This is a genomic window from Streptomyces spinoverrucosus, from assembly GCF_006539505.1.
Classification (GTDB): domain Bacteria; phylum Actinomycetota; class Actinomycetes; order Streptomycetales; family Streptomycetaceae; genus Streptomyces; species Streptomyces spinoverrucosus.
This window is the reverse complement of the sequence record NZ_BJND01000016.1, coordinates 24667-38049: the sequence shown is the minus strand read 5'-3', so window position 1 is coordinate 38049 and position 13383 is coordinate 24667. Positions and strand designations below refer to the sequence as shown.

The 13383-nt window shown below is 72.8% G+C and carries 10 protein-coding genes; all 10 read right to left on the bottom strand.

Features of this window, described 5'->3' with window-relative positions; translation table 11 throughout:
• Positions 1 to 72: 72 nt before the first annotated feature.
• The gene (locus tag SSP24_RS10340; protein WP_141309209.1) at positions 73 to 2226 is read right to left on the bottom strand and encodes a hypothetical protein; all 2154 of its coding nucleotides are present in this window, start codon (positions 2224 to 2226) and stop codon (positions 73 to 75) included.
• Positions 2226 to 6002: a putative baseplate assembly protein gene (locus SSP24_RS10335; RefSeq protein ID WP_141309208.1), complete on the bottom strand. Its 3777-nt coding sequence runs from the start codon at positions 6000 to 6002 to the stop codon at positions 2226 to 2228. The genes SSP24_RS10340 and SSP24_RS10335 overlap by 1 nt, the downstream gene beginning before the upstream one ends.
• Positions 5999 to 9091, bottom strand: coding sequence for a putative baseplate assembly protein (locus tag SSP24_RS10330; protein WP_141309207.1), 3093 nt, complete (start codon positions 9089 to 9091; stop codon positions 5999 to 6001). The genes SSP24_RS10335 and SSP24_RS10330 overlap by 4 nt, the downstream gene beginning before the upstream one ends.
• Positions 9088 to 9474: a GPW/gp25 family protein gene (locus SSP24_RS10325; RefSeq protein WP_141309442.1), complete on the bottom strand. Its 387-nt coding sequence runs from the start codon at positions 9472 to 9474 to the stop codon at positions 9088 to 9090. Before SSP24_RS10325 ends, SSP24_RS10330 begins: the two co-directional genes overlap by 4 nt.
• 166 nt (positions 9475 to 9640) lie before the next feature.
• Positions 9641 to 9985 (bottom strand): hypothetical protein, encoded by a 345-nt coding sequence (locus tag SSP24_RS10320; protein WP_141309206.1) that lies wholly within the window; start codon positions 9983 to 9985, stop codon positions 9641 to 9643.
• Positions 9986 to 10007: 22 nt separating this feature from the next.
• Positions 10008 to 10544: a phage baseplate assembly protein V gene (locus SSP24_RS10315; protein ID WP_141309205.1), complete on the bottom strand. Its 537-nt coding sequence runs from the start codon at positions 10542 to 10544 to the stop codon at positions 10008 to 10010.
• A 22-nt stretch (positions 10545 to 10566) separates the two neighbouring features.
• Positions 10567 to 11706: a hypothetical protein gene (locus tag SSP24_RS10310; protein ID WP_141309204.1), complete on the bottom strand. Its 1140-nt coding sequence runs from the start codon at positions 11704 to 11706 to the stop codon at positions 10567 to 10569.
• Positions 11699 to 12076 (bottom strand): LysM peptidoglycan-binding domain-containing protein, encoded by a 378-nt coding sequence (locus SSP24_RS10305; protein WP_141309203.1) that lies wholly within the window; start codon positions 12074 to 12076, stop codon positions 11699 to 11701. The genes SSP24_RS10310 and SSP24_RS10305 overlap by 8 nt, the downstream gene beginning before the upstream one ends.
• A 7-nt stretch (positions 12077 to 12083) precedes the next feature.
• Complete coding sequence (locus tag SSP24_RS10300; protein WP_141309202.1) at positions 12084 to 12770, bottom strand: hypothetical protein; 687 nt, start codon at positions 12768 to 12770, stop codon at positions 12084 to 12086.
• Entirely contained in the window at positions 12767 to 13381 is a 615-nt protein-coding gene (locus tag SSP24_RS10295; protein ID WP_141309201.1) for a hypothetical protein, read from the bottom strand. The genes SSP24_RS10300 and SSP24_RS10295 overlap by 4 nt, the downstream gene beginning before the upstream one ends.
• Positions 13382 to 13383: the final 2 nt, after the last annotated feature.

Here is a 13383-nt window from a genome sequence, read left to right as displayed (position 1 = left end):
TGGTTCAGGATGGTGCGGTTCAAGTCGGCGGTCGGTCTCACGTCGCTTCTCACATCACTCATGTCTCTCGCCTCACGTCACGAAGAAGATCCCGGCGTCCGTGCCCGCCGGCGTGTACTCCGCGAGGCGGGCGCGCAGGCCGTCCTCGCGCTGCGGCCGGTACAGGTCGTGGAAGGCGCCCATCTCGGCGCCGTCGTCCGCGCCGCGCCGGACCTCCTCGGGGCAGCCGTCGGCGAGCAGGCCGTACCAGGGCGTCCCGTAGCGCTGGGAGACGAACAGCGGCCGCACCCCGCCGGACAGGTCCGGCTGGCAGCGGTATCTGCGCGGCGTACGCGACCCGGTGGGGACGTACGAGAAACGCAGACAGCCGATGCCGCGGCGGGCCACGTGCAGTCGCCCCGTGAAGATCGAGTTCTCCGCGATCCGGACGGCGTGCGTATGGATCTCGCCGATGACGGTGGTGCGGTGCAGATGGAGCACCGCGTGGGCGTGGCGGCAGTCCGGGGCGGACAGGGCCTCGCGGTCGTCGGCGGTGGCGTCGAGGACGCTGTCGCGCAGGTGGATGTCGAGGGGCTCCTCGGTGACCTCGTCGCCGATGACCTCGATGGTGCCGAGGATGCTGTGCTCGACTTGGAGGCAGGCGGTGGTGCGGTCCAGGACGATGCTGGGCTCCTCGGGCGAGTGCGGGTCGCACTCGGGTTCCAGGGACCAGCCGGGTACGAGGGTGGAGTGCCGCACGACGACCGCGCCCATCGGTCCGGTGACGTTGATGCCGCGTCCGGCGACGAGGAGGCCGTCGAGGACGACGCGCGGGCGTTCGTGCGGGGCGCAGTCCTCGGACACCGCGCGGATGTTGAGGGCGTCCGGGCGGTTGCTGTACCAGTCGAGCAGGCGGACGACCGGGCGGGTGCCTTCGGCGGCCCGGAGTTCGAGGCGGTCGCCCGGGTCGAGGTCGAAGTCGAGCTGCTCCTGGTAGGCGCCGCTGTGGGTGATCTCGATGATGCCCTCGGGGCCGGTGCGGTCCGCCCGCCGGTCGTGCTGCCAGGCCCGGTAGGCGTCCATGATCTGGCGGTACGGCTGTCCCGGCCCGACCCGGTAGAACGTCGCGTCGGGGCGGGGCACGCGGTCGTCCCGGGCGTACTCACCGCCGCCCATGTCCGCGGCGAACGCGTAGTGGTAGTCCACCCAGACGCCCTGCCGGGGCGCGGTGCGCGAACCGAACGCGATGCGGCCCAGCTCCGGGTCGACGGCCACCTGGCCCCGCTTGGGCCGGTAGCGCCAGTCGGACAGGTCGGCGACCACGATGTCGGACGGCGGGACGGGCTGGTCCTCGCCGTCGCGCCGGATGACGAAGCTTTTGCCGGGGCCGTAGTAGTCCAGCAGCCGGTCGTGGAGCTGACGGCGGCGGATGAACGCCGGGACGTTGTCGATGGTCGCGATGTGCGTGGGCGACGGCTCCGGGAACGGCTTGGTGACCAGCGGGGTGTCGTTGCCGAGGATCGAGAAGGTGTAGAGGTTGCGGGCGCGGTCGATGCAGTACGCCGGGGACGACGTCAGCGCGTGCGCCTTCAGCCGCCAGACGAACAGGGCGACCCCGGCCGGGGTCCAACCGCCCTGCCGCCGCCCGGAGTCGGCGCGGCGGACGTCGACCGTGCGGGCCGTGGCGCCGAACGGGCCGCCCGCGAGGTCGAGGGCGGCACCGTCGCGGAGGTCGGCGAGACGGCCGCGTTCGGCGCGGTGGGCCCCTGTGCCGCCGTACAGCTTGACCGGCTGTGTGTGCGCCACCAGCCGGGACAGCTCGACGGCGCGCGCCGGCCAGTCGGCGACCCGCTCGGACAGTTCCTCCAGCAGGTGGAGCGTGCCCTTGCGGCGGCGGTTGGCGACGGTCGCGGCCACGTCGGCGCGTGGGGCGACCGCCTCGGCGAGGGCGGAGCGGCCGCCGTCGTGCAGGCCGGTGGTCAGGACGCGTTCGTAACCGGGCAGGGTGCGGTAGCCGACCAGGTCGCCGAGGTACGGCAGCACCCAGGGCGCCGCCGTCTCCACGAACAGGTCCTCATAGCCCTGCGCCACGCCGTCGCGGACGCGGTCGAGCTGCTCGGTGACGACGGCGAGCAGCGCGCGCAGCGGCTCGCCCTCCTCGGCGTCGCGCAGCCGGTGCCAGCGGGGCAGCAGCGCGGCGAGCGCGTCCGGATCGCGGGAGCTGTCGAACGGGACGTCCCGGGACATCACTTGACCTCCGTCAGAATCAGGGTGTCCGCGGCACGCGGCGACAGCAGGGCGAGCTGGGCCGGGCGGATGCCGCGGAAGACATACACCGAACGGCCCTTGGGCAGGCGCCGGGTGTCGGTGATGTCCGGGTTGAGGCGCAGCAGTTCGGCGAGCGGGATGCCGTGGCGGACGCAGACCGAGGTGAGCGTCTCGCCGTCGTCGGCCCGGACGGTGTGGATCTTCTCGTCGTACGTCGCCGGGTGCGCCGGGACCTGGGGCTGCGGCGTGCCGGGGCGGGCGGCCAGCTGTTCCGGGGTCGCCGAGGCGGGGACTCCGGTGAAGACGTCGACGTCGATGTAGTCGACGCCGGGCACGCTGTGGGCGGTGGCGAGCACCTCCGAGAGACGGGCGGGTTGGCCCAGCTCCCGTCCCTCGAAGCCCAGTCGGCGCAGCAGGGCCTGGCGCAGGCGGGGCTCGACGACCTCCCAGGCGTGGTCGGGTGCCAGCTTGACCTTGGCGGACAGCAGCAGCAGGACCAGCTCGCGGACGTCCACGCGGACCGGGAGGTTCGGGTCGCCATACTCCGTCAGGGCGCCGCGCAGGGCGCGCAGGGTGTCGGAGTCGTCGGCGATGGGCACGTCGTCCGTGCCCGCGACCGTGACGTGCAGGACGCGCCGCCGCCCGTCGAAGAGTTCGCGGGCCGCCGCCCGGCCGATCCCGGCGCGGGAGCGGGCGAAGTCCTCGTAGTCGCCGGCCGAGACCAGGCGGTCCAGGGCGGAGACGGCGAGCGGGACGGTACGGCGGGTCAGGCCCGGCCCATCCGCGTCCGAACCGCCCGTCGCCGGGCGCGGGTTGGTGACGGCGGAGACGCCGAGCGGGCGGGTGAGGGCCTGGGTGATGCGGTCGGCGGCCACGTTGGCGGCGCGGCCGGTGCCGAAGCGGTAGCGGGCGCGGACGTTCTCGTGGCCGGTGGGCAGCCGGGCGCCGTTCACGCCGTCGCCGAAGGTCACCGTGGTCCGGCCGTCGGCGGTGCTGCCGGTGATGTAGACGCGCTCGCGCGGGCCGCGTCCGGCGAGGCTGTCGACCTCGTGCCAGAGCACGCCGTCGACCCGGATCTCCAGGACGGGCTTCGCGCCGAGCGGGTTGGTGGCGGCGAGCCAGGTGAGCGGGGTCTGCCACAGCGCGAACGTCTGGTTGACGCGGTCGGAGTCGCCACTGCCGATGGCCTCCTCGCGGCTCTCGCCGTGGGTGGCCTCGACGACATTGCCGAGGATCCGGACGGAGTCGCGCCGGTAGCGATGGGCGAGATCCGCGGTCAGGGTCAGCCGGGTGTGGACGTGGTCTCCGGGGAGCTGCGGGTCGACGGCCGGGTCGGCGGCGGCGATCACGGCGACCTCGGTGGCGGTGACGCCGGGGAGGTCGCCGCGCTCGCCGGTGACCATCAGGGTGCGGCCGGGGCGCAGCCCCTCGTACAGCTCGGCCAGCTCGATCTCGTTGCCGTGCACGTCCTCGCCGAGCGGTTCGTCGGCCAGGCGCAGCGTCTCACCCGCCGCGTGCACGGTGGTGTCGCGGATGTGCGAGAGCAGCACGTCGAACTCGTCCAGCCAGGGGTCGGCGAGGGTGAGTTCGGTGCCGCGGCCGGTGATGCCGTAGTTGGTGTACGCCGCCGTACGCGCCGCCACGACCTGTGTGGTGACGAAGTCGAGATTGGCGTCACCCGGCACCGCGGCCCCCTTCGCGGGGCGCTGGATCGCCACCCAGCTGCCGACGGTGATGCCGTTGTGCACGGTGTCCAGCTGGAGCACCCGGCGGTTGACGGGCTCGGGCTTGCTGGCGATGACCACCTCGACGTTGGGCTCGGTGGTGCCCACCGTGTAGCGGACGCTGACCTCGTACTCGCCGTGCGTGAACTGTTCCGCCGTGTTCGGGCGCAGGGCGATCTGCTCGGAGGTGCCGTTGTGCACGCCGATGTGGACCAGGCCGTTCTCGTCCGGCCGGGACACGAACAGGGTGCGCTCGGGCAGGCCGGAGTGGAGGCGGGCGGTGACGCCGGGTTCCTGGGAGTCGGTGGGGCGCCGGTTGAGCCAGTTGAGGTCGCGGTCCTGGCCGCTGCGGGTGGACAGCTCGACCTGGCCCGTGCCCAGCGCGAAGTTGACCGGCTGCGGCACAGGGAGGTTCTCGGCGCGCTGGTCTGAGCTGCTGCCCTCGACGTACTGGAACTCCGCCCGGACGGGCACCTTGCCCGCCGGGTCGTAGACAACTCGCATGCTGGTCAGCACGGCGCCGGTGAGCGGCCAGTCGGCGGTGCGGATGACCCGGCCGCGGTCGTCCTGGACCGGCTTCAGCGGGGCCGTGGCGCCGAAGGGGGCCGCGGTGACACGCAGGGCGAGCAGCTCGCGCAGGAGCTGCGGGGTGCCCGGGGCGGCGGCCGTGCGCCAGGCCGGGTAGAGGGTGCCGAGGCCGGGGTCGAGGGCGGTGAGGAGGCGGGCGGGGTCGGTGGCGGGGCGAGGGGTGTGGCCCGTGGTCCGTCGGGTGGTGGGGCGCAGGGCGGGGAGGACGGAGGCGAGGGTCTGGAAGGCGGCGGCGCGCGGGTCGGTCTGTGGGCCGGTCTGCGGGTCTGCCTGTGGACCGGTCTGCGGGCCGGTCTGTGGGCCGGTGGCTTTCGTGCGTGCCTCGGTGGGCTCGTCCGGCTGGACCGGGGCCAACTCCAGTGCCCGCTCGGCGAGTTCCGCGAGCATCGCGTGCAGCTGCTCGAACCACGCCGCCACGTCCTCGTACGGCGTCGCCAGCACCTGGGCCTCGCCCAGCCGCTCGATCGGCTCGGCCAGGCGGGCCGCGAGCCGTTCGGGGGTCTTGACGGTGTCCAGGTCGGCCCGCAGCGGGGCAAGGACCTGGTCCTCGATGTCCTCGATCAGACGGCTGACCGGGCGCGGGCCCGGCACCTCGGGGGTGGGCGGCTCGTCGCCGGGCTCCCCCGGGCCGGCGGGCGCGGCGGTCCAGCGCCGTACCTCGTCGACGAGTTCCTTCAGCGTCGGCGGGGCCGACTTCGGCAGGGAGATCGCCGTGATGTCGTCCTCGCGGTCGACGCGTGCCTTCGCCACCGGCAGCAGCTTGCGTTTGCCGCCCGCCTTCTCACCGAAGACGAACAGCAGCTGGTCGCCGGTCTGGAGGGAGTTGGCGGTGCCCTGGACGAACAGCTCCGAGCGGCGTTCCAGGTCCTCGGGGGTGACGAGGGCGGGGCGCCGGCGTCGTACCTTCAGCTCGTTCCAGTCCCAGCGGGCCGTCAGGTCGCGGCTGGTCTCGAAGGTCAGGGACTCCTCGGTGGCGGAGGCCGGCACGCTGTGGCTGCGGGCGCCGCGCGGGATGACGACCGGCAGCGTCTCGGCGCGCGGGTCGCGTTCGAGGGTGTACGCCAGGTGGGTGGCGGCGGCGACGCCGGGGCGCGGCCGGTGGCCGACCAGGCGGCCGAGCAGGGCCAGGGAGCGGTGCTCGTTGGCGGTGCGGATGTAGGCCTCGTCGGCGATCCGCTCGGAGTGGAAGGTGAGCAGGTCGCCGAGGACGGCGGTGGCGTCGAGCAGGCCGATCGCCGGGTCGTCCGGGGTGCGCACGGTGAGGCCGTGCAGCGCCGGGTACGCGGGCGAGGCGAGCCGGTCGAGGAGGGCGGCCAGGAAGGAGCCGTACTCGCCGACGCGGTAGTCGAGCGCGGTGCGGCCCGGCGGGTTGTGCGGCGCGGCGGGGGCCAGGCGCTCGTCGTGGCCGCCGCACGCGCCGCCGCAGGAGCAGTGCTCGCTCACAGGGCACCTCCCAACGTGATGGCCAGCCGGCCGTTCTCCGGCCGGTCGGGGTCGTTGTCGCAGGTGGCGATTTCCAGCGGGCCGAGCCGCAGCACGCCGTCCTCCCTCTCTCCTCGGTCCTGCTCGAACAGCCGCCGCAGCCGTGTGACGTGCACGCTCTCCACGCCCGGGACGGCCGCGGCGACGGCGACCAGCCGGCTCAGCCGGACCGGTTCGCCGAAGGTGAGCGCGTCGGGGTGGAAGAAGCCGCCGCGGCCGGCGCCGAGCACCCGGTACAGCTCGGCGAGGATCTGCCCGTGCTGGTGGCCGGGCGCGGCGCACACGGTCAGTTCGATGTCGAGCGGCACCAGCCTGGCGGGGCCGACGACGAGGTCGTGGCCGATGCGCCGGTACGGCTCCAGGGCCTGCGCCACCGACGCCAGCAGCTCGGCCGACGGGGTGGCGTCGCCGTACGCGTCGATCGCGACGTGCGCCTCCTGGAGGCTGCCGGTCCAGCGCAGCTCGGCGGCCGCGCGCTGCACTCCCGGCAGGGCTGCGGCGAGGTCGGCGTAGTCGTCGGCGGTCACCGCGCGCAGGCGGGTGCGGCGCAGGTCGAGCGGGGCCAGCTGGCGGACCTGCTCGACGGGTTCGGGTTCGGTGCCGCCGGTGGCGGGCAGCGGGTTGCGGACCACGGCGGCGGGCGGGGCCTCGCAGTCGTCGGTGACGACGAGGTGGTTGATGGCCTCCGCGCCGACGTTGCCCGCGCTGCCGCCGCCGAGGCGGTAGTGGATCCGCAGGCGGTCGCCGGGGGTGGGGCGGGCGCCGTGCCGGCCGTCGCCGAAGCGCAGGGCCAGGCGGCCGTCGTCCTCCAGTTCGCCCACGAAGTGGCGGTCGCGGGGGCTGCTGGCGAGCAGGTCGCGCCGGGGCTCCCAGGTGTCGTCGTGGGATTCGACGCGTACGGCGGGCAGGGCGCGGCGCGGGTCCTGGGTGAGGGCCTCGGTCGCCGGGCCGCGCAGCACGGGCTCGTCGGGGTGCAGTCCGGCGGCGTACGCCGGGCCCCAGCTGTGCGCGATCTCCCACGCGATGTGCCCGTCGAGGACGGTGCCCGCGCGGGCGCGGGCGGCGAGCACCTCGACACGGCGGAGCTTGCCGTCGAGCAACTGGTCGCTGCGGTGGAGCAGTTCGCGCAGGGCGCGGACCGGGTGGAGGCGGAGTTCGAGGCGCTCCAGGACCTTCAGGCCGTAGATGACGGCAAGTTCGGAGATCTCCTGGTCGCCGAGTCCGTCGCGGTCGCGGGCGCTGCGCCACAGCTCGACGAGCCGCTGCCGTACCCGTCCCGGGATCGCCGCGATCCGCTCGGCCTGCCCGGCCGCCACGGTCCGGGCGTCGGGGAACGGCACCGCCTGGGCGACGGGCGCCCGGCCGAGGACCGGCCGGAAGCGGGGCCGGATCCCGGGGTAGACGGTCTGCGCGAGCAGCGTCCGCAGCGCCGCGGCCTGGGCGTACGCCGTCCCGGGCACCACCCGCTCGTGCCGCTGGCCGGCGCTTTCCAGGCCGAGACCGGCGCGGGTGGTGGCGGCGAGTCCGACGACCTCGAAGAGTTCGCGTACGTCGGCGGCGGCGAGGGCGTCGCCCGACTCCGCCTTGTCCGTCAGGGCGTTGATGAGCCGGGCGGGCGCGTTGCCCTCGGTGCGGTCTGCGCAGCCGAACGCGGGCGGGTCGCAGGGGGCGACGACGGCGGGCTCGGGCGGCACGGTGACCGTCTCCGGGGCGGGCAGGGTGCGACCGTGGTCGACGAGGACGACGTTGCCGCGGGCGAGGGTGACGTCCTCGACCGGCAGGCAGTCGCGGCCGCCCCGGGTGCTCAGGCAGAACGGGCGGCGCAGGGCGTCCGCCGCGGCCCACGTCACCTCCAGGACCGGCTGGTCCTCGATGCGGTCGACGGCCGGGGTGACGGAGGTGAGCCGGACCGCCTGGCGGTGGCTGGGGTCGGCGTCGCCGGGGGTGCCGGTGCGCGGGCCCTTCACCTCCTCCAGGACGAGCAGGTCGCCCGGCCGCAGGTCGAGCCGGCGGTCCCGGCAGGTCTCGGGGTCCACCCAGTCGTCGCGCAAGGTGGCCGACGTGGCGCCCTTCGGCAGGGCGCACACCTCGCCGCCCCACGTCCACAGCCGGATCGCGTTGTGCGCGACCCGCAGCTCCAAGGGGTCGGCGGCGACGACCGGTTCGAACACCTCGACCGAGCCGCGCTCGTCGAGGTCGGCGAGGTCGCCGTCCCCGATGACGGTGCCCGGCTCGGGGCGGTCGTGCGGGTCGAGGGCGCGGACGTCGACGGAGGCGAAACGGTAGGTGCCGGGGGCGAGCGTGTGGTCACCGGCGGTCTCTACGGTGACGTAGGCCCGGGCGGTGCAGCCGTCGTGCATCGCGTAGTCGATGAGCCGGACATGTCGGCGTACGGAGACCCGGCGGCGGGCCGTGTCCAGGTACGCCTCCGTCGCCACCGCGTCCTGCTGGTAGCTGATCCGGTCGCCGGTGTACGCGAGCAGCTCGACGAGTGTCGTGCCGAGGTCGGCGGGGTTGCGTTCGCGCCAGTCGGGGGTGGTGAGGGCGAGCCGGTCCAGCAGGAGCTTGCGGATGGTGTCGTAGTCGCGGGCGGTGTAGTCGACGACCGGTGTCTCGGGGAAGTCCGGCTGCTCGGCGTGGCCTTCCGTGCAGTCGAACGGGGTCGGGCAGTCGGGCCGGAAGGCGAAGGTCGCGCTGTGGTAGCGCTGGTCGAAGCCGCGGAAGGGTTCGGTGCCGGGGCGGCCGTAGGGGTCGGTCTCGACCAGGGAGAGGCGGTAGCGGGAGGTGTCGCCGGCCTGGTCGAGGGTGACGTAGAGGCGGTCGTCGAGCTCCGGGTCGTCCTCGCGTTCGACGCTGACGTCGACGGCGGTGATGCCGGTGATGCGGCGGCCGCCGTCGATGCGGATGTTCTCGGGTGTGAGGCCGTGCGGGGCCTTGCCGAGGAAGGTGACCGTGAGCAGCAGCCCGTCGTCGCTGACCTCGACGGCGTCGATGCCGTTGAGCTGGGCGGCGCGGACCTTGGAGCGTCGGGACGTGGTCGTGCTCGTCATGCGGCGGCCCTCCCTTCGAACACGTCCTCGCGTCGGGCGCCGGTGGCGCGGACGACGTAGGCGAGGTGGACGCGGACCACGTGGTCCTCGCTGATCACGTCGAGGGCCTCCACGTCGATGAGGTCACCGAGCCAGCGCTGGAGGGAGGCCTGGACGGAGAGCTCCAGGGTGTTGATCAGCTCCGGGCTGTTGGGGGCGAAGACCAGGTCGAGCAGGCCGCAGCCGAAGTCGGGGCGCATGACGCGTTCGCCGGGGCTGGTGAAAAGGAGCTGCTCGATCAGGTCGTGGACGTGCTCGTCGGGGGTGGCGTGGGCGGTACGTCCGCGACGGTCGGGGCGGAAGGGGAAGGCTATGTCGGTGCGGGGGTGTGTGCGGGGGCTCATCGGGCGGCTCGCCAGGGATCGAGGGCTGGGGCTGGTGATCGGGCTGTTGGGGGTGGTCATCGGGGGCCTCCCCTGGGGCTGCGCGACGGGCTGCTCGGGCGAGGGCTCGTGGGGTGGCTCAACGGGCGGCTCGTGGGGTGGCTCATCGCGCGGCTCATCGGGTGGCTCATCGGACGGTGACCTTTCGCTGCACGGCCTGGATGACGGGCGGTCCCTGTGGGACGAAGGCCGCCGTGAAGCACTGGGCCGTGGAGGTGTCGAGCAGTACGGCCGCGCCGTCGACGGTGACGCCGGTGTCGGAGGCGGTCCAGCGGACCGAGACACAGGGCGTGGGCACCCCGTCGACGGTGTGCGGGCAGCCGGTGACGACATAGCTGTGCGCGGCCGTGGCCACCGGCACCCCGTCGATGAACACGGCTCCGTCAGATGTGGTTGCGGCGGCGGCTCGGCCGCCGTGCGGGCAGCTGATCACGGCGGCGGCGCCGAGCAGCCCCCCGGATGTCCCGGACACTTCGAATCTCCCCCGTCTTGTGCTAACGCTTCGAGAGCACGGTCAACTGGCCCTCGTTAATGGTCACTTCACGTCCGCGCAGCACGACCTCGGCGCCCGCGCCGGTCGCGATGACCACGGCTCCCTCGGTGATTCGGATGTACGCGCCGCCCTTGGCCTGGAGCAGGATCCCCTCCTCCGCGCCGGGCGTGTCGTTCATGACGAGCTTGTGGCCGAGCCGCGTCTGGACGACGACCGGCTTGTGCGGCGCGTTCGCCAGCAACTCCCGGCGGGCGTCGGGCGGCAGCTCCTCGGCGGCGCCCCACCAGCACCCGGTCCACACCGGGAAGCTCGGATCGCCCTGCTCGAACTCCACCCACACCCCCGTACCGGGCGGCGGTACGACGAACTGCCCCGACTCGGGCCCGGTGAACGGCAGGCAGGGCAGCGCCCAGGTCGACGGCTCGTCGCCGAGGACGTCCGGGACCTCGACGGTGATACGGCCGATGTGCAGCGGGTCGTCGTTGTCCACGACCCGGCCGCGGTACTTGCCGAGGTAGCGATTGCTGGGTGCCGCCATGCTGGGGTGCTCCTGGTGGGTGTTAGGGCCGGACGTAGTCGCTGCGGGCTTCGAGGCCTTCGCGGGAGAGCGTGAAGTTCTGCTGGAAGGAGCCCGGCCGCAGGTTGTGCGTCACGGACTTCACGAAGTAGTCGCCGTCGTACGCCCGTCCCGCGCCGCGTACGCCGACGAGCTGGCGGGGCTGCAGGATGTAGCCGTGCCGGTTGACGTCGAGCGAGCCGGAGCCGGAGACGACGTCGGCGGAGATCGCGGCCCGGGCGAGCAACTCGGCCTCGGCCTGCCCGCGTTGCTGCTTGGCCGTGCCTGACAGGGTGCGGCGTTTCAGGGCCGGGGTGGGGCGTTTGCCGAGGGGCGGGCGCAGCGGGCTGATCGGCGGCTGCGGCAGGAGGGTGGACAGCCTGGTGTCCGGGTCCTGCCAGCGGGCCTGCGGTTCCTCGCGGGCGGTGCCGTCGTAGGCGAACGTCAGCTGGTCGACGGTGGAGTTGGCGTCCATGTTGACGTTGAGGGCGTGCTGGCGGATGCCGAGCCGGACCTCGGGGCCCCAACGGGCGGACGACTGGCCGGGGGCGGGGCCGGGTTCGAGGTAGAAGGTGTACCCGTTGGCGCGGGCGAGCTCGGTGACGTACTGCAGGTCGGTCCCGGTCTGGTAGTGCACACGGAGGTTCTGGTGCGGCGGCTGGGCCACCTTCTCCGTGTAGACGTCGGGCCGGATGCCGTAGTCGGAGTACCGGCGCAGGATGGCCAGGACCCGCTCGGAGGGCGGGAGGTTGGGGTAGCGGGCGGTGCGCTCCTCCAGGTCCATCAGCAGGGTGAGGTCCTCGCCGGTGACGGTGAGGGTGGAGTGCCCGGGCTGGTTGCTGGCGCCGACCTCCTGCCGTACGACCAGTCCGTCGAAGAGCACCTCGGTGGTGCCCTTGACGGTGACGGTGACGACGAGGCGGGTCTTCGGATCGAAGAAGCCCTCGGGCAGCAGCCGTCGGCTGATGATCCCGTTCTTGGTCATGTCGAAGGCGAGCTGGAAACCGCTGCGCTCCCCCGCCGTGGCGGTGATCTGGGCGGACAGCATGGCCTCGGTGACCTCGGCCGGGACGGGCCGGACGAGCTGCGGCCCCATCTGGAGCGTGACGTGGACGGGGCCCTGCCCCACGGGCATGTCAAACACGCCGGTCCCCCCGCGGGAAGCCCCCGGAGAGCGGGATGTCGACGACCCGTCCGGCCTCGTCCGTCAACTCCCGTGGATCGAGTACGGGGTTGGCGTCGGCGATCTGCCACCACTGGCCGGGGTCGCCGAAGTACCGCTGGGCGAGGAGGTCGGGCCGGTCGCCGGCGGCGACGGTGTGCTGCCGCGTCTCCTGGTCGTCGTCGAGCGGAGGAAGCGGAGGGAGCAACCGCCGCTTGGTGTAGCGCACTTCGGTCCCGTCGGCCTGCCGGTGGATGCCGATCTCGGCATCGTGGAACCGGCTGGTACGGGGGTAGGGGTGGGCGCCCGGTACGGAGTCGAGGGCGTTCTCGTAAGGCTCGATGCCGGCCATGCTGGGTTCAGCCCCTTCCACTCAGTACGCCGGTGCCGTTGAGGCCGAGGAGGCCGGCACTGCCGCCGCGCGCGGCGGCGGCGAGCTGTTCCTTCTGCGCGAGGTGCGCCATGTACAGGTCGGCGCCGCGGTGTCCGGCGGGCAGGTCGCTGACCGTGAGGATCTTCATGCCGATGCTGAGCGAGGCCCGGATGGGGTTGAGGTTCACGTCGAAGGCGGACTCGTTGATGGACAGCTCGGTCAGCCGCACGGGCATGACCCGCTTGCTCCCCCAGGTGAACAGCGTCAACGGCATCTCGATCGGGCTGATCTCGATGGTCCCCTTCTGCGCCAGCCGACTCGCGGCGCGCAGCTGCGCTGTGGTCGGCTGCACGAGCATCTCCAGCGTCGCCAGCTGCGGATGAATCCCGTCGGGCGCGGCGATCTCGAACTGGTCGGTGGCGTCGATCTCGGCGGTGAACTTCCAGGTCTCCTGCGCGGGCCCCTTCAGCCGAAGGGCCTCGTTCCGATCCCCACTCCCGGCCCCGCCCCCTCCGGCGTCACCACTGTCCCCGGCAGACTGCGGCGCCACGCTCCGCTCCAGGGTGTCCGGATTGAACTGCAGCACAATGATGCGCTGCGGCGTGCCGGTGTCGGGGTTGACGACGACGATGCCGGAGCGAATGGGTTTGGGGATGTCGGCGTAGCGGGTCATGGAGTGATCCCTTCCTGTCGCATGTACCCGGCAAGAGCGCTCGCCTGGTCCCGAAGAACGGGATTCACCTCGCCCTGGCTCATTGATTCGATGTCCGGAAGCAGTTGAGGCCACAGCGCATGCGCTGCCGCCCACAGCCCACCCTCACGTACGCGCTCGTCTTCGGAGTGCATGGCCTCGGCAATCTTCTCCAGAAAGCGGGGTTCCGCGTCGCTCGGGGCCCCGACGCCGAGACGGACCAGAGCCCTCCTTTTGGCATCCACGAGATCTCCACTGTTGACAACATGGCTGCTGTCCACGGCAGCGAGAATCTCTTCGTCGCTCGGCGGCTCGAAGTAATCGGACAACATCTCGGTCAGTTCGGCCACTTGCGACTCCTCCGGACCGGAGGCGAAGACAAAGCCGATACCGAAAGGATGTTCCTTGCCATAGTGCAGGTAGTAGTCGTTGACGACTCGCCAGGTCACTTCGCGCGACAGGCCGATTTCCACGGATGCGACCGTTTCCCGCACTTTTTCGGCGTTCATGAGGGCAGCACACTCGTCCACGTCGGTCTCGTCGAGGCCGTCGGAGAGGATGATGCGGCGACCGCGGTGGGAACCCCACTGCATGA

What these genes read in the sequence shown, in the direction of transcription:
- SSP24_RS10305 (WP_141309203.1), bottom strand. Translation starts at nt 12,076, where the DNA reads ATGGCCGGCATCGAGCCTTACGAGAACGCCCTCGACTCCGTACCGGGC.
- SSP24_RS10330 (WP_141309207.1), bottom strand. Translation starts at nt 9,091, where the DNA reads ATGACGAGCACGACCACGTCCCGACGCTCCAAGGTCCGCGCCGCCCAG.
- SSP24_RS10325 (WP_141309442.1), bottom strand. Translation starts at nt 9,474, where the DNA reads ATGAGCCCCCGCACACACCCCCGCACCGACATAGCCTTCCCCTTCCGC.
- SSP24_RS10300 (WP_141309202.1), bottom strand. Translation starts at nt 12,770, where the DNA reads ATGACCCGCTACGCCGACATCCCCAAACCCATTCGCTCCGGCATCGTC.
- SSP24_RS10315 (WP_141309205.1), bottom strand. Translation starts at nt 10,544, where the DNA reads ATGGCGGCACCCAGCAATCGCTACCTCGGCAAGTACCGCGGCCGGGTC.
- SSP24_RS10295 (WP_141309201.1), bottom strand. Translation starts at nt 13,381, where the DNA reads ATGCAGTGGGGTTCCCACCGCGGTCGCCGCATCATCCTCTCCGACGGC.
- SSP24_RS10340 (WP_141309209.1), bottom strand. Translation starts at nt 2,226, where the DNA reads ATGTCCCGGGACGTCCCGTTCGACAGCTCCCGCGATCCGGACGCGCTC.